The 25,479-nt window shown below is 46.9% G+C and carries 15 protein-coding genes; 4 read left to right on the top strand and 11 right to left on the bottom strand.

Annotated elements, in window-relative coordinates; all coding sequences use genetic code 11:
- Window positions 1-56 precede the first annotated feature (56 nt).
- Window positions 57-1,646, bottom strand: a complete 1,590-nt coding sequence (locus FLA_RS19250; protein ID WP_076379095.1) for a leucine-rich repeat domain-containing protein — start codon at window positions 1,644-1,646, stop codon at window positions 57-59.
- Between the two features lie 147 nt (window positions 1,647-1,793).
- On the opposite strand from FLA_RS19250, the gene FLA_RS31230 reads away from it, so the two are divergent.
- Window positions 1,794-2,237, top strand: coding sequence for a hypothetical protein (locus FLA_RS31230; RefSeq protein WP_076379093.1), 444 nt, complete (start codon window positions 1,794-1,796; stop codon window positions 2,235-2,237).
- A gap of 219 nt (window positions 2,238-2,456) precedes the next feature.
- Window positions 2,457-3,473 (top strand): GntR family transcriptional regulator, encoded by a 1,017-nt coding sequence (locus tag FLA_RS19240; RefSeq protein ID WP_076379091.1) that lies wholly within the window; start codon window positions 2,457-2,459, stop codon window positions 3,471-3,473.
- On the opposite strand, the gene FLA_RS19235 is transcribed toward FLA_RS19240, so the two are convergent.
- From FLA_RS19235 to FLA_RS19195, 9 genes are all read right to left on the bottom strand, one after another.
- Window positions 3,468-5,516, bottom strand: coding sequence for an alpha-galactosidase (locus FLA_RS19235; protein WP_084206212.1), 2,049 nt, complete (start codon window positions 5,514-5,516; stop codon window positions 3,468-3,470). The two genes, FLA_RS19240 and FLA_RS19235, sit on opposite strands and share 6 nt — an antisense overlap.
- Before the next feature lie 18 nt (window positions 5,517-5,534).
- Complete coding sequence (locus FLA_RS19230) at window positions 5,535-7,691, bottom strand: alpha-galactosidase (protein WP_076379089.1); 2,157 nt, start codon at window positions 7,689-7,691, stop codon at window positions 5,535-5,537.
- A 71-nt stretch (window positions 7,692-7,762) separates the two neighbouring features.
- Window positions 7,763-8,581: a sodium:solute symporter family transporter gene (locus tag FLA_RS19225; RefSeq protein WP_096511496.1), complete on the bottom strand. Its 819-nt coding sequence runs from the start codon at window positions 8,579-8,581 to the stop codon at window positions 7,763-7,765.
- A complete protein-coding gene (locus FLA_RS19220; RefSeq protein WP_231940284.1) occupies window positions 8,473-10,905 on the bottom strand; it encodes a glycoside hydrolase family 95 protein in 2,433 nt (810 codons plus the stop codon). Before FLA_RS19220 ends, FLA_RS19225 begins: the two co-directional genes overlap by 109 nt.
- A 20-nt stretch (window positions 10,906-10,925) precedes the next feature.
- Window positions 10,926-14,336 carry a GH92 family glycosyl hydrolase gene (locus FLA_RS19215; RefSeq protein ID WP_084206211.1) on the bottom strand — a complete coding sequence of 1,137 codons (3,411 nt, stop codon included), beginning with the start codon at window positions 14,334-14,336 and terminating at the stop codon, window positions 10,926-10,928.
- A gap of 17 nt (window positions 14,337-14,353) precedes the next feature.
- A complete protein-coding gene (locus FLA_RS19210) occupies window positions 14,354-15,574 on the bottom strand; it encodes a DUF4998 domain-containing protein (protein WP_076379083.1) in 1,221 nt (406 codons plus the stop codon).
- A gap of 33 nt (window positions 15,575-15,607) precedes the next feature.
- The gene (locus FLA_RS19205) at window positions 15,608-16,867 is read right to left on the bottom strand and encodes a DUF4959 domain-containing protein (protein ID WP_076379081.1); all 1,260 of its coding nucleotides are present in this window, start codon (window positions 16,865-16,867) and stop codon (window positions 15,608-15,610) included.
- A gap of 46 nt (window positions 16,868-16,913) precedes the next feature.
- Window positions 16,914-18,827: a RagB/SusD family nutrient uptake outer membrane protein gene (locus tag FLA_RS19200; RefSeq protein ID WP_076379079.1), complete on the bottom strand. Its 1,914-nt coding sequence runs from the start codon at window positions 18,825-18,827 to the stop codon at window positions 16,914-16,916.
- Window positions 18,828-18,848: 21 nt separating this feature from the next.
- Window positions 18,849-22,028: a SusC/RagA family TonB-linked outer membrane protein gene (locus tag FLA_RS19195; RefSeq protein WP_084206210.1), complete on the bottom strand. Its 3,180-nt coding sequence runs from the start codon at window positions 22,026-22,028 to the stop codon at window positions 18,849-18,851.
- Window positions 22,029-22,337: 309 nt separating this feature from the next.
- On the opposite strand from FLA_RS19195, the gene FLA_RS19190 reads away from it, so the two are divergent.
- Window positions 22,338-22,748: a dodecin family protein gene (locus tag FLA_RS19190; RefSeq protein WP_084206209.1), complete on the top strand. Its 411-nt coding sequence runs from the start codon at window positions 22,338-22,340 to the stop codon at window positions 22,746-22,748.
- A gap of 16 nt (window positions 22,749-22,764) precedes the next feature.
- Here the strand turns inward: FLA_RS19190 and FLA_RS19185 are convergent, their stop codons facing one another.
- A complete protein-coding gene (locus FLA_RS19185; protein WP_076379077.1) occupies window positions 22,765-24,291 on the bottom strand; it encodes a glycosyltransferase family 39 protein in 1,527 nt (508 codons plus the stop codon).
- Window positions 24,292-24,419: 128 nt separating this feature from the next.
- Here FLA_RS19185 and FLA_RS19180 point away from each other — a divergent pair, with 128 nt between their 5' ends.
- On the top strand, window positions 24,420-25,079 hold the full coding sequence (locus FLA_RS19180) for a hypothetical protein (RefSeq protein ID WP_076379075.1): 660 nt from the start codon (window positions 24,420-24,422) through the stop codon (window positions 25,077-25,079).
- The last annotated feature ends 400 nt before the right edge of the window (window positions 25,080-25,479 follow it).

Raw genomic sequence — 25,479 nt, 5'->3', positions numbered from 1 at the left:
GCTCTTATCGCTTTGAGTGATAAGAGCCTTTTTTACAAAGTACAATGAGGTCAGTTTTATATCGTGATGTTTAACCACTTGCGTTCGTTCTCTATGTCCACTACATCCTGGCCCTGCTGGTACACCATTACTAATTTGGTTAAGTTGGTGCGTGACAGAATTTGCTTAATCAATGCTTCATCTTTAAAGAAGCCATTGATGTACAATACCGACCATTGCGGAATTTCCAGTAATTGAGCAAAGGTGTCTGGGATAGGTTCCCAGTAGTCAAATGCAACAAATAAGGTTTTCAATTTGGGCAGTTGTTGTAATACTGCTATGTTGTCAAATTTATTGTGCAGGTAAAAGGAAAGTTCATCCAGCTGTTTTAAGTTAGCCAGCTCATCTGGGAAACCTTTCAAATAACGCGCAGATTTGATGTCGAGCTTTTTTAGCTTTTTACAACCTGTAATGCTGGCGGGTAATGCCGGTGTTGCTTTCAGGCTTATAGACAAGCGTTCCAGCTTGGGTAAGGCTACCTGTAAATCGCCAAACAGGGTTAATTCTTTTAACTGTGAAAAGCCTTCTTTAATATCCAGTTCTGCTATTCCTCTTTGAAAATCGGCATTCAGCACTTCCAGATTTGGCAGGTGTGACAGCGTTTCGGGCAGTTGCTGAAACATGCAATTGGCCAGGTACAGCTTTTTCAACTGTTGCAATGATGCAAAGGAGGAAGGAAGTTCGGAGAGTGGATTAAAGGTGAGATCCAGTTGCTCCAGTTCAGTTAACTGCGTAATAGCTTCCGGGAATGTTTCCAGCTCACACGATTCCAGTTCCAGCACCTTCAATTGTTTCAATTGCGTTATTTCGGTGCCTATGGTAGTAATAGGATTATAAGCGAGGTTCAGCTGTTGCACGTCTTCCCACTGTAGCAACTCTGCGGGCAAGGCTTTCAATCGTAGTTTGGAAAGGTCGGCCCTTTTGTTTTTTGATTGTTTCGCTTTTTCCAACCTGCTCACTAAGGGGGGAACGCTTTTGGTGGATTCAATTACCGACTTGCCTGCTTTCATAGCCGCAAGCAACTTGTCTGTCAACAGGCGTTGGTCTTCTTTATCCCAGTATTTCTTTTGGAGTACAATGTTGGGTTCTGTAACCGGGATATTGTTATCCTCTATATCTGTAAGAAAATAGCCTTTCTTTAACCGGGAGGGGGTAAACTCAAAACCATGATCGTAGCAGAATAATACTTCTGCTTCAATAGTACCATCTACACTGGTGTACCCGTGATTATACGAGCCGGCAAGAAAACTTTGTGTAACGGTTACATTGCCATGCAAATGGGTGTGGCCGCCACCCAGGTATATGTTTTTGGCGGTAGTGGTTCCTTTTACATAGGTAAAAGGGCCATAGTCCAGCTCGCGCTGAAAAATATATTCCTCAACGGTAAGGTTGCCTAAGAAGATTGCTCCGTTGTGTTTTGCATCATAAAAAAGCGCATCCAGGTCCAGCTTATCGAAAAAAGCATCTGCTTCAAAAACGTAAATGTTATTTTCCATGCCATCATACAGGTGGTCGCCTGCCTGTGGTAGCTGGTAGGTTTTAATAGCTTCTTCCAGCGGCATTACGCGCGCATTTTTCAGGGGGTTGTTCTTTTTGGGTTCACTCATAGTAAGGATTATTACCTGTTTTTCAGGGCGCAATATGCAACAACTTTGGATGTTTTGGAGCAAATGCTGGCAGAATTGCTTACTACAAGGAGAGGGAATAAATATGTTTGTATATTTAACAGGTTTCCTTTTATAAATAGCTGCATCATGAAAGTTGCTCTGCAAAAACAACCCGATACTACAAATACACCTGCACATGCGGGCTATTCTGCCAACCCTACTTTACTGTTACAAAGGAAAATAGCGAAGGAGGAAGAAAAGGAGACAGGGGGGCGCTTGCCTCATTATGATCGCATACAGCAATCATTTGGCAGGCATGATGTCAGTCATATTCAGGCACACGTGGGAGCGGAAGCGGCTGCGGCTTCAGGAGCCATAGGGGCTGCTGCTTATGCGCCTGGGGTTGATATTTCGCCTGGGATGCCCGTGGCAGATTCTCTGCCATTTGAAGTGGTACATCCGTTGCAGCGTAAGCAGGCATCACTTGCGCATGACAACAGCGTGCAGGATACAGGCAATAACCTTACTCATAAAGCCATTCAAAACAATATCGGGCAGTTGCAACGTTTTATGAAAGCGGGCAAAGCCTGAGAAAGTATAACAACGCCAGACTAACCATCATTTTCATGCGGTAAGATTTTGCTAAATAATAGTGGTTTTTAACTATCTCCTATAAAAAGGATATATTTGTAGTAGTATAGAATAGGATAGGTTGCTGTCTTTCCCGTCTTACGCTTTTAAGATGTTAACCGGTGCAGATGTGAGAAAGCAGCATGTGTTTGTAAACAATTGAAAAACTACTGATTATTTATGCGGGATGTGTACCAGGAGATACGTCAGCTGGAAAGTATAAACGGCTTATCTAAACACGAACAACTTGTACAGGGTATTATCAATGCTATTAATGATAAAATTCTTTCGCAGGGTGATATGCTGCCTTCGGTAAACAGCCTGATTAAAGAGTTGGGTTTTGCCCGGGAAACCATTGCTAAAAGTTATAAAGAGCTTACCAGCCGCGGCATTGTAGAAAGTAAAAACCGCGTGGGGTTTTATGTAGCCAATGAAGATACCGAACAGAATTTGCGCCTGGCGCTGATCATCTTTGCTTTTGACAGCTTCCAGGAAGTATTTTATAAAACCTTACGCGATAAGCTGGGTAAGGGCGTGCATATAGATGTGTTTTTTCATCACAATAATATGGATGTATTTGAGAGTATTATCTCTAATGTGCGGGGTAAGTATGGCATGTATGTGGTAGCGCCTATACCACATAAGAAAACGTCCGAAATTTTAGGCACGCTGCCTATGTCTAAATTCCTGATGATAGACCGTTACGAGCCGTTGGAAGGTGAGTTCTCTTATGTGGCGCAGGAATTTGAAAAGTCGTCTTATGCAGCTTTTAAAGAGTTGAGCAGCACCATTCAGCAATATAAGGGCATGATATACTACCACAGGCCCAGTTCAGATACGCCTATTGAAATACTCAATGCTTATAAGAAGTTTATAAAGCAGTATAAGATCAACAGCACTATTAAATCGGAGTACATACCCGGTACTATTGAAAAAGGGTATGTGTATTTTACCATCAACAACAGTGAGCTGTGGGCTATGCTGAAAGATTGTATGGCCAAAGGCCTGAAGCTGGGAAAAGAGGTAGGTATCCTCTCTCATAACGATGACCTGGTAAAAGAGATCATCTGCGATGGCATCACCACGTATTCTACCGATTTTACCCTGATGGCAGAACGAGCGGCAGAATTTGTGCTGCACCGCGAAAAGATACAAGAGATTATACCTACCGTTTTAATCAGAAGAAATTCGTTATAGTTTATTCAGCCGGTATATTACCGCATCACTGGCTGGTATTGTTACCTGTAAGCTATTATTGTTAAGTGGTATAGGGCTGTTGCTAAACAGTTCCGTTGCCTGCTGTGGTGTTTTGGAGAGAACGCCTGCACGTTGAAGAGGAATGTGGTACTCCTGTTCTTTATCGGTGTAGTTAAACACGGCAATATAGCGTTGTCCGTTTATTTCCTGTGTAAACACATTCACTCCTTTATTGCCGGTGTTGGCGTCAACCGGGCGAAAGCTTTTCCCGTTTTTAGCGATAGTAAGCAGTGCTTTGTTCTGCAGCAATTGCAGGGCCATGCTGGTCCATTTGCCTTTTGATGAAAAATCATCACCGGTAGTGAGCGTGCCTGTAACCAGCGAGGAAGCCAGGCGGGCACGGTTCATATTGTCGGGGGCAGTGCCAAAAACAACATGATCGGCATCTATATAGTTATACAGCTGGTTTTGCCACCAGCCATAGCCGGTGCTGTTTAAAGTGTACTCGGTATTGTCAATAGCGCTGAAAGCATCGCAGGCAATACGGCGCATGTGTACATAGCGGGCTGTGGCAATGTTGGGCGATATAGCGGCGTATACCAGCATTTTACCATCCAATACACTGTCTACCAGTTCCATACCCTTGCGGTAGGCTTGCATGCCGGTGGTAACGGTAGGGTCGTAGAAATAGTCGCCTTCGATAGCTCCATGTGATAAAAAATCGATCTTAATCATCTGGAAGCCCAGCTTTACCAGGTGGGATAGGGTGTAGCGTACTCTGTCGCGTGTTCCGGGATGGGTGGGGTCCATAGCGCGACCACCATCGGTGTCTACAAATTTGCCATTCTGTTGTGTCCAGGTTTGCTGGTATTGAAAGGAGGAGCCTTCTATGGCGCGATCGTACTTGCCCCAGTCGGTAAACGGCCCCCAGTAAATGCCGGGTTTAAAACCGTTCTTTTTACAATAGGCTACAAACTGCTGTAGCTTATTAGTGTTGCCGTCTAGGCCACCTTCTACCATGTTATCCCAGAATGAGTCCAGGTCAATGAACAGGCTGTTGTCTGCATTGCGGAAAGCCTGGCAGCTGTCCACGAAAAAGCGGGTTACAGCGGCGGCTTTGTTGTAGCTGATCTTATCCTGTATAGCGCCCCAGCTGTTCCAGCCCATAGGGGTGGCCTGGTTCCAGCTAAACACTATGCGTGGTTCGTATTTCAGGTGCAGGCGTGCATAGGTTTCCATGCCATTGCGCCAGTCGTCAAAAAAGCCCACCATCATTTTGGGTGAAGTACAGTAACCGTTTTGAGGTAACACAGCACCATGTTCACAACGGTCGTGAGTGATAATGGAGTCGGCCAGGCCGGCATAGAGTATCATCGAAGGGGGCTTTGTTTCGTTACCGGTAGAAAAGCCGATGCCTGATTTCCATACATCCTGCTCCAGTGATCCCAGCACTATACCTGCATACGTGTCGTTGTTATATAGTGCGGTTACTTCGCTGCTGGTAAAGCTGCTGTTGCCCAGTTCCTGTGCATGATAGCGGGCCCACATATCATTATCAAAAGGTACCTGCAAAGCATAGGGATGATTGCCTTTGCCGGGAAGGTCTACGACGGCAGCTACCATAGGTGAGATCTTATTACAGCCTGTTTGTTCGCTTTTAACACGCACCTGGGTGATGAAATAGTTTTGATGGGGGTAGATGTAAAACAGTTGCTGTAACTGCCCGTTATTGCTTTGGTGTGTAATGGTATACACGGTGGCTTTACCAGCAGGTGTGCTGGCGGTTGTTTGGGTATAGGTGTGTGTGCCGGGGTTACGGGAGTCGTAATCCTGCTGCCTGCTCTGGCACAGCGCATAAGCATTATGTACGGTGGCTATCTCATTTTGCAGCACGGAATAGGTGCCCTGCTGCAAATGATAGATGATACGGCCCCGGGCGCCGAAAGGGATGTTAAGGGTGTCTGTGCTTTTGGGGCGGGCCTGGCAAGAAGTGGATATTAGCATGCCGGTGCCGGACACCAGTAATAAAAAAAAATATTTCATACGTATGGGCATAAGTGATTATTCTACAATGATTTCTACTACTGCACTGGTTAACTGGTTGCTGCTGGAAACGTTCAGGCCAATATTCATCAGGTATTCGCCGGTGAATTGTTTGTTGTTCTCTGCCAGCTCGGAATGGGTGCCGGGATACAGGTTGGTTTCTTTTACGGTATACAATTTAGCCGCATCTAATCCCTGTAATTTTACCGGCGTCCAGTTAGTGCCGTAGCGTGGGTGCAGGGTGTAAGAGAACAATACGGCTTTCTTTTTATCTTCTTCTACATACATCACTGCTGCACGTTCTTCCTGGTTGGGGTTTATCAAACGGTATTGGTTACCCTGCCAGATGGTGTTGCTTAATTGTTTGTAATTCTTTACGGCCTGCTGGCTGAATTGCAGATCTTTTTCTGACATGCGGGCCACATCTATATCATAACCCAGGCGGCCCATCATGGCTACATCGGTACGGTATTTTAACGACTGCCTGCCCCATGAGGTAACATGGCAGGCGATGGTGTTGGCCGGGAAGAAATAGGAGAAGCCCCATTGTATAAACACGCGCTCGAAAGGATCGGTGTTGTCGCTGGGCCAGAACTCGGTGAAGTATTTTAAAGCTCCATAATCGGTGCGACCGCCGCCGCCACTACACAGCATCATGGGCAAGGTGGGGTATTTTACCCGTAGTTTTTCCAGTATGGCATACAGGCTGCGTACGTACTCAATGTATACATGCGATTGCTTGTCGCGCAGGAAAGGGGAATAGGTATTCGTCATCATACGGTTACAATCCCACTTGATATAAGCAATGCCCTGGTTTTTAGACAGTATTTCATCTACTATGTTGTACACGAATTGTTGCACGGCGGGGTTGATGATGTCCAGCACCAGCTGATTGCGGTAATAGTGTTCCTGGCGGTTAGGCAGTTTTAAAACCCAGTCAGGATGCTTTTCGTACAGCTCGCTTTTCGGATTCAGCATTTCCGGTTCCAGCCAAATGCCAAACTTTACGCCATTGGCCGCCGCTTCTTTTACCAGGTAGCCAAGGCCGCTGGGTAGCTTTTGTTTGTTCTCCTGCCAATCGCCCAGGCCTGCGTGGTCGTCGTTGCGTGGATACTTGTTGGCAAACCAGCCATCATCCAGCAAAAACAGGTCGGTACCCAGCAGGCTGGCTTCTTTAAACAAACCGCTTAGCTTTTGTTCGTTGAAATCGAATTGTGTGGCTTCCCAGTTATTGAGCAAAGTATAGCGGCTGCCTTTGCCGTTGAGTACGCCGTAGTTGCGTGCCCAGCTATGCAGGTTGCGGCTGGCTTGTCCTTTGCCCTGGTTACTGTAAGTGAATATAAACGCAGGAGTGGTAAAGGTTTTATTGGCTTCGAGTTCGTAGTCCGATGCGTAGGGGTTCATGCCTGATAACACATGCAGCTGGTTCTTTTCGTCCATTTCAAACAGGAACTGAAAATTGCCCGACCATGCCAGGGTGCCGGCCACTAACTCGCCTTCGGTTTCGGTGGCTTTATCGTTGAGTGATAACAAAAAGGCGGGTGTCTGGTACATATGGGCACGGCTGCCCAGTTTGCTGTCTATGATCTTAATACCGCTGGTAAGCTTGTTTTCTTCTTCATGCATCTCTTCTGCCCAGTCGCCATGAAAATGCGTAAGCCAGTAATTGGTGGCCTGGAAGTGTAGCATAGACGATGCAAAGTGAGTAAGACGCACCGGCTTCTTTTCCTGGTGGCTGATTACTGTCCACGATTGAATCACGTCTTCCTTTTCGTAAGCAGAGATGAATAACTGTACGGTAACCGGGTATACGGAATCTTTTAATACAATACAGGTAACCGTATTGTTTTTGTCGGGATGAGTGGTTTGCACATTGGCTACGCGCAGGTCAAGCGATGGATTGCCATCTGTATGTACCATGCGTATGGCAGGCTCGAACAGGTAACTGCCGCCACCCGGTGCATAGCTTTCAAACTGGGTGCTGTTGGCGGCGCCGGTGGTAGTGTTACTTAGTTTTTTACCCAGATAGCTTTGATATAGCTTGTGGTCTGGTGCAACTGTAAACACCAGGCTGGTATGGCTGGTTTGGATATCAATTTGCTGTTGTGCAAATACAGATAGCTTTACACATAATGCTGCCAGTAACAGGCCGCTATATAACCTCAATCGTTTCATCTGTATTTTTTTATTTAATCATTAATCTTGTTGAGTTCATTGTTATTCTTTTCACGAGTTTCAGGCAATCGTTATGCGGCAAGTCCCAAAGGAGAAAACAGCACAAACATCAGTATCATGGCTATCAGTAATGCGCCAAAATACCAGTAGCGGTTTTTCCAGGGCTGCACGTTAATGGTGGTAGTGGTTTGCAGCTGAAACGGCCGGGGCATGGGGTACAGCCTGCCTATCAGTAGCATACCGGCTACAGTAATCACGAATAATATGGCCAGCACATGCAGATAGTGCAGACTGGTGGTAAAAACAAACTGGGTAAGTACATAGCTTACCACAAAAAATAATAATCCTGCTTTGGCGGCTATGGGCGGCGTGCGTTTGGTTACAAAACCCACTGCCATAATGGTGAATACCGGTACGCTGAAAAAGCTGGATGCTTTTTGCAGGTAGTTATAAAAGCCGCCGCTGAAATACATGATAAAAGGCGAAAAACATACGGCCCATATAATCACCAGTAGTTGAAACAGTCTGCCTGCTTTAACTACTTTCTTTTCGTGGAAAGGTTTGTGGCGGTGTTCCAGCCAGGGTTGGTACAGGTTTACCACAAACAAGGTACCCAGGCTGTTGAGCCCTGCGTTAAAGGTGCTGAGTGCGCCACCAAATACAATGGCGGCAATAAAGCCTGCTATGGCGGGTGGCAGCACATCGCTTACCAGTTTAGGAAACACAGTAGCTGTGTTGGTCAGGTGCGGGTATAAATGCACGGCCATTAAGCCGGGCACATTCAGCAACAGCGGGGCCAGCAGTTTACCCACACAAGCAAGCGATATCCCTTTCTGACTGGCGGCCAGGCTGCGGGATGCCAGTGTTTCCTGCACAATGTATTGTTCCATGCCCCAGTAGTAAAGGGCTGTGGAGCAGTAATGGTATACGTTGTAATTTTACCATCTTTCCAGCTGAAATCCACTGTAAAGTTTCCTTCTGCTTTTAAGCCTTTCACAGAGCCGCCGGCCTGCCAGTTATCAGGTATAGCGGGCAGCAGGTGTATAAAGCCCGCGTGGCTTTGCAGCAGCATTTCGCCAATACCGGCACACGCGCCAAAATTGCCATCTATCTGAAACGGAGGGCCGGCGCTTAACAGGTTGGGATATACGCCGCCACCGGCTCCATAGTTAATATCTGTTTTCAGCGTTGGCTTCATAATCTCACAAAACAATTTGTAGGCGCGGTTGCCATCGTGCAGGCGTGCCCAGAATAACAATTTATAAGCAATAGACCAGCTGGGGCCATCATCACCGCGCACGTTTAATGTTTTTTTACAGGCTTCTGCCAGTTCGGGGGTGGCTTCGGGCGTAATAAGCGGGGCAGGATATAAACCATACAGGTGCGAAATATGCCGGTGGTTTACGTCGGTTTCTTTATAGTCCTGCAGCCATTCCATCAGGCGTCCGTCTTTGGATATTTGTCCGGCAGGGGGCACGCGTTGCAGTGTGGTTTGCAGCGTTGTGCGGAAGGCGGCATCTGTGCCCAGCACCTGGGATGCAGCGATTACGTTGTTAAACAGTTCACGCACTATCTGGTTGTCGATAGTAGGTCCCATACATATGCTGGCCGATTTGCCACTGCCATCGGGCAGGTAAAAAGAGTTTTCCGGAGACGAAGCGGGGGACGTAACCAGCCAGTGTGTGGCAGGATCTTCTGTAAGCATACTTACATAAAAGGTAGCAGAGCCTTTTAGTACCGGATATATTTTTTGCAGATAGCTTTTGTCGTTACTGTACAGGTAATGCTGCCACAGGTTGTTACAAAGCCAGCCGGAGCCTGCTTTGGAAATGCCCCAGGATGCACTTTCGCCAGGCTCGGTAAACTGCCACAGGTTGGTGATAACGTGTGCTACCCAGCCATTGGCATTGTAATAGGCTTTGGCTGTTTTTTCGCCATGTGGCACCATGTCGGCTACCAGGTTGGCTAAAGGCAGGTTTAACTCAGAGAGGTTGGCAGTTTCCAGTGCCCAATGGTTCATTTGCACATTTACATCTAAATGGTAATCGCCGTTCCAGGGTGTATGCACCTGGTTGGCCCACAAGCCCTGTAAGTTGGGGGGCAGCAGGCCTACACGGGTGCTCGCTATGCTGAGGTAGCGACCAAACTGGAAAAACAGTACTGGTAAGGAATTGTCGCTGTTGGGTTGTTGTCTGAAACGGGTAAGGCGCGTGTCGGTGGGAAGGCTGTCGGCAGCACTGTTACCGAGGGTTACGCTTACACGGTTAAATAGTTTTTGATAACGGGTAATATGTGTTTGTACCTGCTGCGTATAGCTTTTGCGCATAGCTGCGGCAAGGGTTTGCTGCAGGTGTTGCTGGTACGCGCTATCCTTGTAATCGGTAGCTGCGGCTATAAACAGGATAACAGACGTAGCATTTTTAATCACCAGTGTATTGTTGCTGGTGGTAAGGGTGCCACCTTGTAGCTGGGCTTGTGCAGTGGCCTGGTAGCGCATGCCTTTGCCGTTAATGCCATTTTCGAGCTGACCATACAACCACAGTTGCTGGCCCTGAACATGGCTGGTGGCTTTTTCCGGACGATTCAAGCTAAGAGTGCAATTGATTTGCCCGGGCTTGCTGGCGGTGAGTTTAATGATGTTGATGTCATCGCCAAAGCTGGTAATGTATTCGCGGGTATAGGTTACGCCGTTCACCTCATAGCTGCAATGTGCTACCGCATCCGACAGGGATAAGCTTCTGCTGTAGTGAGTGGGCTGCACCTGGTTGCCGGTTACCCCGTTATAACTATACAGCAATTCCAGGTTGCCCAGCATTTGAAAGCAGCCATAGTTATCGCCGCCCGATCCTTTGCCGGTGCAGATAAAGTCTTTGTCAATGATGCTTTGGGCTTCATCGTTCTTACCTGCTATCAGCAGTTTTTTTATCTCCGGTAGTTTTTTATATGCTTCGTAGTTGTTGGCATCCTGTGGTGCGCCCGACCATAAGGTAATATCATTCAGCACAACGGTTTCGCGGGTTACGCCGCCATCGGGCGTCATGCCCAGCCGGCCATTGCCCAGGGGTAGTGTTTCTTCCCATTGTGTGGCTGGTTTATCAAACCACAGGCGTAGCGGGGCTTTGCCGGCGGTCTTTTGCTGTGCCAGTGTTGCCGTTACGGGTGCACCTGCCAGCAGAAGATATAATGCAATTTTGTAAGAGGGGATTAAACGCATGGATAGGTATGATTATGAAATTAAAAACTGTTGTGAATAGGTTTGTCATCTGGTAGTACACCCCAGCTGGTAGCTGGTTGCGGGCCTAACGTAAACTCCAGTGTGCCGCCCTGCATAATATCGCTGTGGCGGATATAGGTGTGCGTGTAAGGTTTTCCGTTTAAAGTGGCCGATTGAATATAGATGTCATTGTCAGATGATGTATGGGTGCGGATGGTAAATGTTTTTCCTCCGGGTAATTGCAGCTTTGCATGGGCCAATAGCGGACTGCCGATGGCATATACACCATTAGCAGGGTTCACCGGGTAAAAGCCTAATGCGCTGAATACATACCAGGCCGACATTTCGCCACAGTCGTCATTGCCTGCATAGCCCGAAGACCCATTGTTGTATAGTTCGCGCATTATTTTCTGAACATAGTACTGTGTTTTCCAGGGCTGGCCTGCATAGTTGTAGAGGTAGGCCACATGGTGGCTGGGCTCGTTACCATGTGCATACTGACCTATAAAGCCTGATGCATTGTTATTGATCTCTTCTGTGTTGTGGCTAAGGGTGAAAAAGCTGTCCAGCTTGCTGATGAAAGCCTGGTTGCCACCGGTGAGTGTAATGAGTTGTGGTACATCATGTGGCACATACCAATAGTATTGCCAGGCGTTGCCTTCTGTAAAAGGATTGCCACCGTTAGAGCCGTATTTTAAAGGATCGAAAGGTGCCATCCAATTGCCCTTATCGTCTTTGGATTGAAAGAAATGTGTTTGATGATTATACAGGTTCTGGTAGTATTGCGAGCGGTGCAGAAAGCGCTGGTAATCTGCTGTTTTGCCCAGCTTCTTAGCCAGTTGTGCTACGCACCAGTCGTCGTAAGCCATTTCCAGTGTAATGGAAACAGATTGTGTTTGGATGTTTTCCGGCATATAGCCATAGCGTTCCCAAATAGCAAAAGGCGAGTTGGGGTGCGCGATAAGAGAAGAGTTTTTTACTGCTTCATATGCCTGCTGTATATCAATGCCGGGAATGCCTTTTAACACGGCGTCTGTAATAACAGGGATAGCATGGTTGCCTATCATGCAATAGTTTTCCTGCCCCCATAACTGCCAAACCGGTAAATAGCCATAGGTTGTGTATTGGCTAAGCATACTTTTTACAAATTGTGCGCTTCGCTGTGGTTGTAACAGGGTGTATAATGGATGCGCGGCGCGGTAGGTGTCCCATAACGAAAAGGTGCTGTAATGGGTACCGGTGGTATGTTGTTGTGTATAGTTGGCAGCCATAAACGAACCGTTTACATCCGACAAGGTGTTGGGTTGTAAAAAGGTATGGTATAAGGCTGTGTAAAAGATCTCTTTTTGTTTATCGGTGCCTTCTACGGCTACTTTTTGTAACTCCTGTTGCCATAGCTGCTTTGCCTGAGTGGTGGTTTGGTCAAAGTTCCAATGGGCAATTTCGTGTTGCAGGTTTTGTTGTGCGTTGGCAATGCTTACAGAGGAAAGTCCCACTTTTACCAGCAGGGGGCTGTTGGCAGGGGTATCAAAATCAAGTATTGCACGCACATTGCTGCCGTTGATCACCGCATTGTTGTAATAAGTGGTATTGCCATCCACAAACAGGTGCTGTGTTACCGGGCGGGAGAATTCTATATGAAAATATACTTTTCTTAGTTTGGCCCATCCGGTGATGATGCGATAGCCTTCAATGGTGCGAGCGTTTACGAGCTTCAGCTGTGATTGAATGATGCGCGTGTTCCAGCTGTTTTTGTTAAGCGAGTGGTTCAGGTCTATTACTACATGACTGTTGCTGTTGGCTGGATAAGTATAACGATGAAAGGCGGCATGTGTGGTAGCGGTTAACTCGGCGTTGATATTATACTGTAACAACTTTACCTGGTAATAGCCGGGCCGTGCTGTTTCCTGTTGATGTGAGAAGGTGGAACGGTAACCGCTTCCCGGTTGGGATGCATCGCCCGGCTCTGTGCTGGTGGGGCCGGTGATGGGCATTAACAGCACGTCGAACAGTTCGGCAACACCGGTACCGCTCAGGTGGGTGTGGCTGAAGCCGGCAATGGTTTTATCGTTGTAGTCGTACCCGGAGGCAGTGCCCCAGTCTGGCACATCGCGCGTGTCGGGGCTTAGTTGTACCATTCCAAAGGGAACGGTAGCACCAGGAAAGGTGTTGCCCGAAAGGCCGGAGCCTGCTGCCCCTGTGCCTATGAATGGATTCACAAAATCGGTGATGCTTTTAGTGAGCTGCGGGCCATTTACCAGGAAGTGTACAATACGACAGGCGTGGCCTTTGCTTTTGGTATTGGTTTGCTGGCTGATGGTAATATGTAATACATGTTTGCCATTGGTGAGATTGCCGGCCAGCAGGTAATAGCTGGGTAGGTGCAGCCAGCTGCTATGTACGGTATATAGATCCAGCGTTTGGGGCGGGCCGTTATCAATAGAATAGGTGATAGTACCTGCATCTGCACCGGCAGTTACTGCTATACCTGCGGCAGTGCCCTGGAAGGGTAGTTGTAAGGTGGCTCCCGGTGTTGCGCTGGTAAGCATGGGAACGTGCACAAAGCCTTCGCGGGTAGAGAGTCCATCAGTAGGAGTCCAGTCTTTATCCAGTGTCCAGTTGTTATCTGTTTGCGCACGGGTAATATCGTAATAATAACCTGCTTCAAAGCTGGCTTTGTTCATGGCTGCGGGTATGGTAGCCATGGTACGCGCGGGTTGCTTGCCAAGGCACACCTGTAGCAGGTGCTGAATTGTTTGAAAGTAGAGCTGCTGCCCGTATTCTGAAGGGTGAATGTCTTTGATATCGCGATCCCAGTCCAGTTCGTGGTGTTGAATGCGGTCGTGCACTTCCTTGCCCAGGTTTACAGAGGGCAGGTGGTAGTGAGCGGCTACTGCTTCGTGATTGGCGATTTCTACAGGCGTTTTGTGGTGGTGGTAGTCATTGGTTTTGTCTGGATCGGCAAACGACATGAGAACCACATCTGTGAATTTGTTCTGTTGCTTTATCTGGCGCACAATGCCATCCAGTGCGCGTATTTGTGTAATGCTGTCTGTGCCGTTGCCACGATCATTTACTGCGGCTTCTACCAGCACCAGGTCGGGGCGCGTAGTACTGAGTAAATCGTTTTGCAGGCGAAATACATGCGCTACGCTGCCTAGTGAAGGGATGGCAGCAGTTACAAAAGTAAACTGCACCTGCGGGTATTGCTGTTGCAGCCAGGCGCATAGTTTGTTGCGCCAACCCGGGTTGTAGGTAATAGAACCACCTACAAAACCAATGGTGGCTTTATGTGTAGTATGTAAGCTTTGGTAAAAATGAGGTAGTCCATCGCGTACGGTAATAAAATCGTCTTTCGGTAAAACCGGAAGCGGAGCCTGGGCTTGTGCCAGGCCGCTCCACAGTAAAAATATAAAGCACCAGTTTCTCATTGTAACGGGGGATGTATTTATTCTTTGTTCCAAAAAGTAAGCTCACTCATGTTGGCCGAATTGTCGGAGTTGCTGGCCACATGCAGTATGCGCATTCTGATAAAGCGAACAGGCGGTGGGTTGTCCATGACAGTAAACTTCATGGCAGCCACGCCATCGTCTCCTCTTTTGGCTGTTAACAATAAAGTCCAGCCTTTGGTTTGCATATCCGCTGTCCAGCCGCTGTTTTGAGTGGGCAAGGGTGTAATGGCATTGGTGGTATCGGCAATGCCCCATATTTCAAAATTATCCGGACTGTGATAGCTGCCCGATCTGCCTGTTTCTTCCAGTGTTAACAAGTGGTTGTATACAGCACCCATATCAAAGCTTAATGCTAATGGAATTTTTTGTGCATCGTTGCTATGGTAGATGTTGGGGTATTGCTGTGGAGTAGTAGAGCCATCCCATAACCTGCTTACAGAGGTTTGTGATTCATACACGCCTGCATCGCCGGGTAAGGGCATTTCTTTGAACAAACTTTTGTTACATACTACAATCCGGAATATTTCGGGGAAGGTGTCTGCTACAGCCACTGTAAAAGTGTCTATTGCATACTTTGCCGGAATATAAGAAGATTGGTAGGTGACTTTTGAGCCTGACAGGAAAGAGGGCAGGGTTACTGTTTTGGCACCGGGGCCAATGTTTATTACAGAAGGCGCACCTGCTGCATTGGTATAGTGGATGGTAGTAGTAATGTTGATAGTGTCGGGTGTGGTAAAATTCAGCGTTACTGTTTTGTCGTCGTTTACCACAAAAGGGGTGGATGCATCCGGCAGGCGGTTGTATAATGTGCTTTGGTAGATAGCTCCGTATGAGCGCGCATTGTTTACCGTAGTGGTAATAGATTTGTTACCACTGCTATCGAATGAATTAATATAAAAAGAATAGTTGTATTCCGAAAGGTTATTGATCAAGGTTTTTACCGTATCGCTGGCATTGTGGGTGGTGGCTTTGATTACTACAGAATCGTTGTAGTTGTTCCAGTACACCACGTATTTGGCAATGCCGGGGTCGGGGCTGGGTGTCCATGCAAGCATCAGGCGGCCATTGCCTGGCATAACGGTTACGTTGGTAACTGCGCCGGGATAGATAAGCTCTTCGCCATTTAAAAAAGACCGGTAGTCGGTTGCTTTTTTGCTGCAGGCGGCTGTGAGGAACAAGCCGGCTGCTATAGTGATCATGAATATGTTGCGTTTCATTGTAATTGGTTTGTAAGTGAATGCCTGCATGTGTTACCGGGGATCGCCCCAGAAGCTTAATTCCATCATGTTAAAGAATTCGTTACTGCCGCCTGCGTTGGTAAAACACTCAAAGCGCAGGTATCTTACTTTGGGCAGGTTTAAATCAAAGTTGAATGGAAAGCCTGCATTCCAGTAAGCCAGATCGGCATTGGTGTATTGCGGGGCTATCAGGCCAGAAGGTTGTGCCGGCAAATGATACATGCCCATATTAATCCATCCGTTTGGTGTAGCCTGGCCTACGGCGGGTAAAGCCAATGTGTCGCCTGGTAATGTTTCATCCACGGCATCTGTGTTTCTACCCCATATTACCCAGGTTTGTGGTGCGCCGGATGCCCACAGAAAGTTGTTGCTGCCGTCAATACCTCTGAACCAGGCATTGTAGCGGCTGAGCTTGGCGCTTTGTCCCATGTCAAAAGTGAGCCATTTAGGCAAAGGTACTGAGCTGGGAAAGGTGGAGTGAAAGCCGGGCGAGCCGGTGTTGTTATCCCACAGGTAGGGCATTTCCCAACCAAAGTCGGTACCTACATCGGAAGGAAATTTCATGGCTTTGAACAATGATTTAGTCATCATCACTTCATAGATAGGTTTGATGTTGGCATATACCGTGTCGGAAATATTACCCCACTGATCGGTAATGTATACCCCAAAGCGGTATGTAGTGGTGTCGTACCCTCGAATGCTGTAGTTGATAGAATCCTGGTTGGTATAGTTCTGGTTGATGATCTCCATCTTTTTAGTAACCGCATCGGGCTGGATAGTGATAATGCCCAGGTTGGCTTTGCTTTTGTTGGTAACGCGAATGTTTACACCTCCAAAATCATTGCTTAATACAATGGTGGGCAGCACCAACAGGTAAGGTGGCGTATCAGGATGTACAGTTATTTGTACCGGATCGGATTTTACCTGCGCGCGTGATACGGCGTATAGTGTTACGGTGTAATCCTGGCTTTTGGCAAAGCCGCTTACAGTAAGGCTGTCCGAATAAAAAGATGATTTCGTTTGACGACTGGCGTGGTCATTTATTTTATACTCCGCCTGCACATATAAAATGTTTTTAGACGAAGGGAGGTTGTAAGTGATGTAAGCGCCGCCATTAAAGTTGGTTACTCTAACATTGGTTACTACACCTGGTTTGCTGGTATCGTCTGATACTATATCGTTATAACCATCTGTTTTTTTGCAGGCAGGTTGCGCGGCCAGCCAGGTGGCGGCCATCAGCAGTGTATAAGCCCGTTTGTATAGTAGGTTCATATGTATTCGTTAAGTGATTGTAGTAATGGGATGTGGCCAGCAGGTGTTATTGCCAGTAAGGCGTTTGCACGAGGTTGGGGTTAGTGAGTAAATCGTAATTCTGAATAGGAAATAAATAATCGCGCACGTTAAATACAGGCTGGTACACGTTGGATACCTGGTAAAAGCCAGGTGCTGTTTTTTGCCTGTAGTTCCATCCCTGCACAGGGCCGGATAGTACGTTCTGTAATTCTTTCCATCTTCTTAAATCCCATCCCGCCTGGCCTTCAAAAGCCAGCTCAATCCTTCTTTCCTGGTGTATGATCTGGCGCAGCCCATCTTTAGTAGCATATTTGCCGGGGTTGCGGGAGTATTGTGTCCACGCCTGTGCCACACCTGGTAAACCTGCGTGTGCCCTCACTTTGTCCAGCCACTCATAAGCAACGCTGGAAGGGCCATTGGCTTCGTTTAAACATTCTGCATACAACAGCCATAAACCGGTAATGCGTATGAAAGGCCAGGAGTAACTTTTCCATACCGTGGTTTTACCGGCAGAAGATAAATAGTGTACCAGTTTTTTAGCCCAGTAGCCGGTAACGTTATAGCGTTGCGGTACATAGGATGCATAACCGTTTACTGCGTTGATATAATAGGGATTGTTGTCATCGGTATTGCCCGATCCAAACCATACGCTGCCGTCGAAGGCAATACTGGAATAGTAACGGGGTTCGCGGTGAAAATTGCCGCTGGCGCTGGTGTAATTGTTTTTTATATAATAGCGGTGTGCATCATCACCCGGCTGCGTTTTATAACGGTTGGTATAGTCCCAGGTTTTGTCTTCTGTAATGGGTACGCCATTGCTGGTGTAAAACAGTTCCGACTCGGCCAGGGGCACTGAAAAGTTAGAATACACGGCAAAGGCATCCGAAGCAGCATCGGCATTCACGCGTGGTGTGGCCATATAGCTCCATCCAAAAGTGGGGTTTAAGGTCCATACCTGTTCGGGGTTCCAGCTTTCCACAAAACCGCCTTGTAATGCAAGCAGCTGTTTGGTACTGTCGCTCATATGAACAATGTTGCCATTGCTGGTGAACTGGTATAAACCTGCGCCCGTGGCGTTAGCGGCGTCAATCGCTGCTTTACAGGCTACTGCTGCTTTTTGCCATTTGGTGGCATCGGCTGTGGTGGGAAATAAGAACTGCCCATCTTTACCTTTTACCTGTGCATAGTCGGGGTTGCCATTGAACAGGGGGCTTGCCTGTGTGGTTAATACCTCGGCTTTTACTGCCAGTGCAATGGTAGAAGTAATACGGCCTGCTTCGGTTGCTGAGTTTTGAATGGCTGCGGGTAAGCCGGGTACAGCCTCATCCAGTAAACGCACTACATAGTTGAAACAGGAGTCTACTGTTTGTTGTTTCTGCCGAACTTCTTCGCTGGTGGTATTTACAGGCAGCGCTACATCCGAAATGGGTATAGGGCCATACATGCGAATAAGCCAGTAGTGGTAGTATGCTTTTAAAAACTTAGCTTCTGCTATCCATCTTGTTCTTTGAAACTGGGATACATCGGTAGGTTTGTCTACATTGTCTAAAAAGGTATTACACATGCGTATGGGACGCCACAGGTTCAGGCCCATGTTATACCCCTGCCAGTAATTGAGTATCGGGTTTTCGGCATTTTGTAAGCCACGCATGAGGTTAAAACCTGCATCGCCACCTGCGCCGCCTAACACGGTAGGGTCTTGCAGGGTGATAGGGAATACTACTTCGGCTGAGGACGTGAAGCCTGGGTTGCGGCGTACATCGGCCAGGGCCTGTAAGGTGGAGTAACAGCCAAACAGGTAAGCCTGTGTTTCGTTGGCATTGGTAAATGCGCTTTCCAGTGTGGCCACGTTATCGGGTGTTACATCCAGGTATTTTTTGCAGGATGCAGCAAACTGTAAGGCGATGGCTACCGGTAATATTTTGAAAAGAAGTTTCATCTTGTAACTGTTTATGGCAAGCTAGAAATTGATGTTAAGGCCCAGGTTAAACACTTTCTGAATAGGATAGGCAAATCCATTACCGGATTGCTCCGGGTCCCATAATTTAAAGTGACTGAACGTAAGCAGGTTTAAGCCGCTAAAGTACAGGCGCACATTTTCGAGGTGCATGTGCGTGGTCCATCTTTTAGGAAAGGTATAACCTGCTTCCAGCGATTTCAGACGCATAAAGCTGCCATCGCGTAACCACCAGCTGCTTTTTTGTGTGTTATTGCTTACTGTTTGTGCCGAGTAACGTGGCCACAAAGCATAGAGGTTCTGGTTTTCTTCGCTCCAGTGATTATCTGAGTAGGCTTTCAGCAGTTGTGCATTGCCTACAAACGGGGCGGTGGCAGAAGCATCTATAAAGAAGGACTCTCTGGCCAGGCCCTGGAAAAAGGCACTCAGGTCAAACGATTTGTATACGGTAGAAAAGCCGAAGCCATATATTACCTGTGGTGTAGTTGGCAGGCCCAGTGGTACCTGGTCGTCGGAGGTAATAACACCGTCTTTGTTGATATCGCGGTATTTGATATCACCACCCATGGGTAGGCTGTTGCCGCCGAATAACTGGGTGGGAGAGTTGGCGGCTTCTTTGTCATCTACAAACAGGCGTTCTGCTACATAGCCAAATTGCTGGTTGATGGGTTTGCCTGATTGAAAGCGGTAAGCATATTTGTATTCCGGTTCTTCGTAGTGGCCTGCTTTGTTGCTGGTAACCGTAAGGTTGGCCATTACAGATGCCTGCAGGTTTTTAGAGAATACCTGTTTGTAATCGATGTGTAAGTCTAAACCCTGCGAGTAAGCGGTTCCCAGGTTGGCCTTGAGGTTGTCCTGCGCACTGCCTTCAATGCCTGCTGTAACAGGGATGTAGCCGCGGGGGATTAAGATATTATAACGGTATTCGTGATATATTTCGGCAGTAATGTTCATTTTGTTGAACAGGGTGATTTCGGCAGCCAGGTTGCTTTTTTGTGAAGTTTCCCAGGTAACGTCGGGGTTAGGATACGCCTGTATGCTGGTGCCGTTCATGGAAGTGCTGTTGCCTGAGCCGAAGACTGCCCCGGGGCCGCCATCGGGCGTTACGCTGGAGAGGTAAAAGAAGCGTTGGTCGCCAATGTTGTCGTTACCTACCAGGCCGTAGCTGCCACGCAGTTTTAAACGGGTGATAACATCTGTAATACCTCCTTTCCAGAAATTTTCGTTAGAGATAACCCAGCCTGCTCCGATAGTTGGGAAAAAGCCGAAGCGGTGGTCTTTGGCAAAGCGTTCTGATCCGTTATAACCAAAGTTGGCTTCCAGAAAGTATTTGTTGGCATACGCATAGCTGGCGCGGCCTGCATAGTTCAGGTTGCGGTAGGGCAATGATTGCAGCAGGCTGCCGGAGTTGCCGCGCTGGGTTTGCTGGCGGGTGCCTACCAATGCACCGCTCACATTGTGCTGTCCAAAGCTGCGGTTGTATTCCAATGTTCCCTGTAAGTAAATGAAAGTATATATGTTTTTACCTCCTTCATAATAGCTGAGAAACTCCTGTGCCGCACCGGGCTGGTTGTTAAGCCAGCGAAGGGTGTAGTAGTTGGCATTAGGGTCGTAGCTTTGAACGGAATAATAGAATGGTTTGTAAGCCCGCATGAGATCAAAATAAGAATAGCGGTTGGTGCTGAAAATGCCCCGGAAACTAAGCCCTTTGGTAAGGGCGCTCAGGTTCTGGTTTACTTCAAACTGCGCGCTCATCCTTGACTCCGAAAAGCTTTTATAGCCCAGCATTAAATCGGCATAGGGGTTGTCCAGCAAGCTGCCTGATGCGTTATTGGTGGTGTTGCCAAACAGAATGTGTTTGTTTAAACGGGTGGCGCTATCAGGCTCGTAAAAAGCCGGGAAAGCCACAGGGCTGGTATGTAATACTTTGCTGTATAGGTCGGTGGCCAGCGAATTACTGTCTTTGGAAATAGGTCCGGTGTAGTCGTTGAAGTTGCCCCATAAGCGTACTACAATCTCTGTTGTTTTGGTAACCTTTACATTCAGGTTAGAACGAAGCTGATAGTTTTCAAACTTCATTCCTGAGTTGAAATTGTTCACAGGGTTTACCTGTAATATACCATTGTCGCGGTTATAAGAACCGGCGATATAATATTTGGTAACATCGTTACCACCCGATACGCTGAAATTGGCCCTGCGGGTGGTGGTTTGATTTTTAAACAGCATGCTCATCCAGTCTACGGCCGGGTATATATAAGGGTTGCTGCCAGGCGCTTTGTCAATGGTGGCTTGTGTGTTTAATATCTGGTTGGGCGTATAGAAGGGAGTTGCCAGCGGGTCGCGTGTGGTAATGGCTTCGTTATACGCTTTCATATAAGTAATAGGATCGGCCAGCTGAATGTTTTTAGTGGCTTTGGATATAGAGTTTTCCAGCCTTATGTTAATCCTGGCTTTGCCTGGTTTTCCTTCTTTGGTAGTAACCAGTATCACTCCATTAGCGCCACGGGCGCCGTAAAGGGCGGCAGCACTGGCGTCTTTTAATATAGAAAAGCTGGCAATGTCATCTACCTGTAAGCGTGCCAGGTCGCTGGCGGTGAGCTCTACGTTGTCTACCAGTATTAAAGGGCTGGCGCTATAGCCTAAGGTGGTAACGCCCCGAATAAAAAACTGGGAATTATCAGCACCGGGCTGGCCCGCGCGCTGGAAGGCTATTACACCCGCTACCTGCCCTGCCATGGCATTGGTGAGGTTGCTGGCGGGAATTTTTAACTGGCCCGGGTTAATAGTAGATACAGAGCCTACTACGGCTTCTTTCCGTTGCCTGCGCCCAAAGGCAGTTACTACCACCTCGTCACCGCTGGTAGCAATGGGTTTGAGTGTTACCTCCAATGTGCGGGTGTCGCTATTGATGGTAAAATGCTGTTCTACAAAACCTACAAAAGCCACCACCACATCCGACCCTACCGGAACGTCCAATATAAAACGGCCGTTCTGGTCAGAACTGGTAGCAGTTGCTTTTTTAGCATTGGCAATAATGCTGGCTCCTTCGAGTATTTTGCCCGAAGTGTCTTTGACCGTTCCTGTGACGGTAACGGTGCGTGTGGTGGATTGTGACAGTGCCTGCAGGGATGCCAGCAGTGTAAACAACAGGCACAAACAATAGCAGCTAGATTTACTTTTCATAATTGAAGCAATCTTTGAATAGTCAATGGATAATGGTAATAGATTACCTGTAGTCTTCTTTGTGGGAAGGCAGAGCAATCATCTTAATACGGCTTATAGTTTTCGTTCACTAGAGTAGTTCTATACTATTCTATACTACAAATATAGAAGCTTTTTGTTTCCGTCAAAAAAATATCGGATGGGTTAAAAAAATATAATACGGGGTGGTGCTGCGGTAATAATTCCCCGCTAATCTTATTAAACATCAGTGATTTAAATGGGGCATGTGAGGGAATGGTAATTGCAGCACCTGTTTAAAATGTACATCCTATGAGCATCGTAAAAGTAATAGAAGTGATTGCCACTTCTGAAAAAGGTATAGAAGATGCGCTGCAGCAGGCTGTGGCGGAAGCTTCTAAAACTGTGCGTAATATCGATTCGGTATATGTGAAAGATATAAAGGCGCATGTGCAGGATGGAAAGATCAGCAGTTACGGTTTAATCTGTAAAATATCTTTCCGGTTGGATGAGGTTAACAAGCAGGGGAATGGTGAAAATCAGGCTGAGGAAGTTGTTTCAACAGAAAACACGTCAGAGCATCAGTTAAAAGTGCCCAGGCAGGAAGAAGCGGTTGCTACTCAACCGGAGGAAAAACAGCAGGTGGCTGTAGAAGAAGAGGTAGCTACAGAGGAAGAGGTGGCGCAGCCTGCCAATCAAAAAGATTTTGTACCTGCCCATTAGGCAGGTACTTTTCATTTTATCGCCACTTGCTTTTTGTTTCTGCAATTTCCTGTTTAATCTTATCATTGATATTGACAGTGGCGCCGGTGAACAGGAATATAGTTGCGCCATATTCACGGGCGTTTTTATTCTCTATCTGGCCTGCTACCTGAGCCGTTTTAAAATAAGGGCTGGTTTCGGCCATTTCTTCATGAGCGCTTTCGTAGTCTTTTACGCGTATCAGGTTGCGGTATTGCTTGCTAAGATCAAACCAGTTAATATAGTCGGCATTAAAAGATACTGCTTTAATACCTTTGTGTGTATAATAGTTAATGGCCCCGGTTTGTCCGTAGTTGTCGCATAGTACCAGTGTTTCTTCGTTGCCGGGTATAGTAGCATATATCGAATCTACTTTATGGGCCAGTTCTTTCCAGCCCAGCATGTCGGCGTAGTCTAAGGGCAATGTATGGTCTTTACCATCTTCCCAGCGAAGCATACCAAATCTTTTAAATTGTTCCGGATTAGCGATAATGTATTCCGGGGTTTTATTGGGAAAGGCTACCTGGAAAAGCCGGATAGAAATGAGTAAAGGTATAAGCAGGGTGATGGGATACCAGTATTTGCGTTGCGCCACAGGGATGATATCGGCCAGGTATACAGCGCCAAAGGCAATGTATACAGGGTATAAACCTATAGCATAGTAATCTTTCGCGTGGAAGCATATAAATATTGCCAGTGTAGATATGAGTGACCAGAAGAAAGAGCGATGTGGCTGAAAAGGTTTATAGCGCAGTAATGCCCATGCTGCGGCAAGTATCATATACAAAGCGCCTGCATAGAACAGTAGCTGTGCTTTTAAAAAGTTGGAGGTTTTTACATGCACCAGTTGCCGCTCATTGAGTTCCTTCATGTGGTGTATTACCGGAAAATGGTTGTGGTATTGCCATAACAGGTTAGGCAGTATAAGAACAAGTGCTAACAGCATGGACAGGTACAGCTCTTTCCGAACCAGTAATTTACGTTGAGTGGTAAGGAGGATGGCGGGTATAAGGCCCATCACCAGGAACAGAATATTGTATTTGTTTAAGAAACCCAGCGCAAACACTACAGCGCCGATGTATAGCCATTTAGATTTTTCTGACTGCTGATAGCGGATAAAACAATAGTATAGTGTCATCCAGCTAAGTACATCAAATGCGTTCGGCTGGTATAATATGTTTAGTCGTAATAAGGTAGATAGTAGCACACCGGTTGCGCCGAGTATATGTGCAAATGTGCTGCCGTTTAATGCTGTGATGGTTTTCCATACCATTACAATGGTAAGTATCCCGAACAGGGCAGGGAAAAAGCGTATCCAGAATAGGGTGTTGCCCAGTAGTTGGATGATATAAGATATCCAGGACGTGAAGGGCGGAACAGATAGGTAGCCCCAGGCAAGGTGGTTGGCCTGATCCAGGTGCAGGTATTCATCTCGCTGGAGTTCGTATACAGGGTTTACCAGCTGGTATTGTAAAATAAATTTAAGCAGTACAAAAGCGAGCAGTAGTATGGTTCTTTTATTCATTCCGGAAGGTGCTTGGGCTTTAAATTTACCATTGTATACGGATATATGCTGTAAATGTTACAGGGCAGCTGTTGTTTATTTTGTTTTGAGATATCTTTAGCGGGTATTATTTAAAATCCTGACGCATCATGTTTTCTTTTTTACAATCCCTGTTTTCCAAAAAAGCAAAAGCGGATATATCCTTTTTTATAGTACCCGATCCGGGCTGGGAAAAAATCACCAACGACGCCACTGCGCGGCGGTGGAGAAATGAGGAACATACCAAAGCGCTTTCCTTGCATTTTTTTCAACTATCACCAGATCTTCCTTCCATTAAAGATGTAAACCTGCTCCGGAAATATTACAGGCGTTTGATGATAGGTATGAATACGGGTATTATTGAAGTAGAAGTGGTTAGGCAACGTAGTCTTCCTTATGTAAAAACTATTGTAAAGTCAAAGCAGGAGGGAGGGGGGATACTGTATGTTGGGGCGCTGACATTTCCTTTTAAAAACTGTAGTTATGTGGTGAAAGTGGAAGCCATAGAAACTGGCGCAACCGGCATGCGGGAAACTATTATTGCGGACAGGTTAATGAAAGAAGGGAAGTCGGCAGCGGATGATTGGGCTTCTGACCCGTATGATAGTTCTTTTACAGAAGGTGTACTTATGAATAAAGCGGAAGATGCTGTATATGATGCCGCTTTTCCTGCTCACTCGTTAACGGTGGTAAGGGAGATGCTGGCGCTTTTAGAGAAGGAAGTCAGCTGGAAGCCGGAGGCAGAAGGTTTACCTGCTTTTAGTAAATAATGGGTGTGAAATTTTGCCCGACGGAAAAAATATTCGTGCGAACGGGAAGAGGGTTGGATCAGACGGAAGGATGGTTGGACCGAACAAGACCTCTGTTCTTTCAAACGGAATGTTCGTTTGAACGTACCGATGATAAATTTGTCCAAACGGAAAAAACATCCGATCCGGCCGGTTTACGGTTTGGTCAAACAGAAAGGCGGTTTGGCCAAACAGAGTTTCCGTTTGAGAGAACGAAAACCCTGTTTGAACGAACAGGAAAAAGATTTGCGCAAACGAAAGTCCGGTTGGGCCCAACTGATAGCTTGTTTGGGCAAACTGGTTTTCGGTTGGATCCAACGGAAACTCCGTCTGATCCGACCGAAAACCGGTAAGTTCAGTTTTTAGTGAGAATAGGGTGTTA

The organism is Filimonas lacunae (genome assembly GCF_002355595.1).
Taxonomy (GTDB): domain Bacteria; phylum Bacteroidota; class Bacteroidia; order Chitinophagales; family Chitinophagaceae; genus Filimonas; species Filimonas lacunae.
Note: the sequence above shows the minus strand (reverse complement) of the source record. Positions and strands in the feature narration are given on the sequence as shown.

Bases quoted from the DNA above. Each gene is read 5' to 3' on its own strand.
- FLA_RS19235 (WP_084206212.1), bottom strand. From the start codon at position 5,516: ATGAAATATTTTTTTTTATTACTGGTGTCCGGCACCGGCATGCTAATA.
- FLA_RS19230 (WP_076379089.1), bottom strand. From the start codon at position 7,691: ATGAAACGATTGAGGTTATATAGCGGCCTGTTACTGGCAGCATTATGT.
- FLA_RS19240 (WP_076379091.1), top strand. From the start codon at position 2,457: ATGCGGGATGTGTACCAGGAGATACGTCAGCTGGAAAGTATAAACGGC.
- FLA_RS19185 (WP_076379077.1), bottom strand. From the start codon at position 24,291: ATGAATAAAAGAACCATACTACTGCTCGCTTTTGTACTGCTTAAATTT.
- FLA_RS19210 (WP_076379083.1), bottom strand. From the start codon at position 15,574: ATGAAACGCAACATATTCATGATCACTATAGCAGCCGGCTTGTTCCTC.
- FLA_RS19180 (WP_076379075.1), top strand. From the start codon at position 24,420: ATGTTTTCTTTTTTACAATCCCTGTTTTCCAAAAAAGCAAAAGCGGAT.
- FLA_RS31230 (WP_076379093.1), top strand. From the start codon at position 1,794: ATGAAAGTTGCTCTGCAAAAACAACCCGATACTACAAATACACCTGCA.
- FLA_RS19195 (WP_084206210.1), bottom strand. From the start codon at position 22,028: ATGAAAAGTAAATCTAGCTGCTATTGTTTGTGCCTGTTGTTTACACTG.
- FLA_RS19250 (WP_076379095.1), bottom strand. From the start codon at position 1,646: ATGAGTGAACCCAAAAAGAACAACCCCCTGAAAAATGCGCGCGTAATG.
- FLA_RS19200 (WP_076379079.1), bottom strand. From the start codon at position 18,827: ATGAAACTTCTTTTCAAAATATTACCGGTAGCCATCGCCTTACAGTTT.
- FLA_RS19225 (WP_096511496.1), bottom strand. From the start codon at position 8,581: ATGGAACAATACATTGTGCAGGAAACACTGGCATCCCGCAGCCTGGCC.
- FLA_RS19220 (WP_231940284.1), bottom strand. From the start codon at position 10,905: ATGCGTTTAATCCCCTCTTACAAAATTGCATTATATCTTCTGCTGGCA.
- FLA_RS19215 (WP_084206211.1), bottom strand. From the start codon at position 14,336: ATGAGAAACTGGTGCTTTATATTTTTACTGTGGAGCGGCCTGGCACAA.
- FLA_RS19205 (WP_076379081.1), bottom strand. From the start codon at position 16,867: ATGAACCTACTATACAAACGGGCTTATACACTGCTGATGGCCGCCACC.
- FLA_RS19190 (WP_084206209.1), top strand. From the start codon at position 22,338: ATGAGCATCGTAAAAGTAATAGAAGTGATTGCCACTTCTGAAAAAGGT.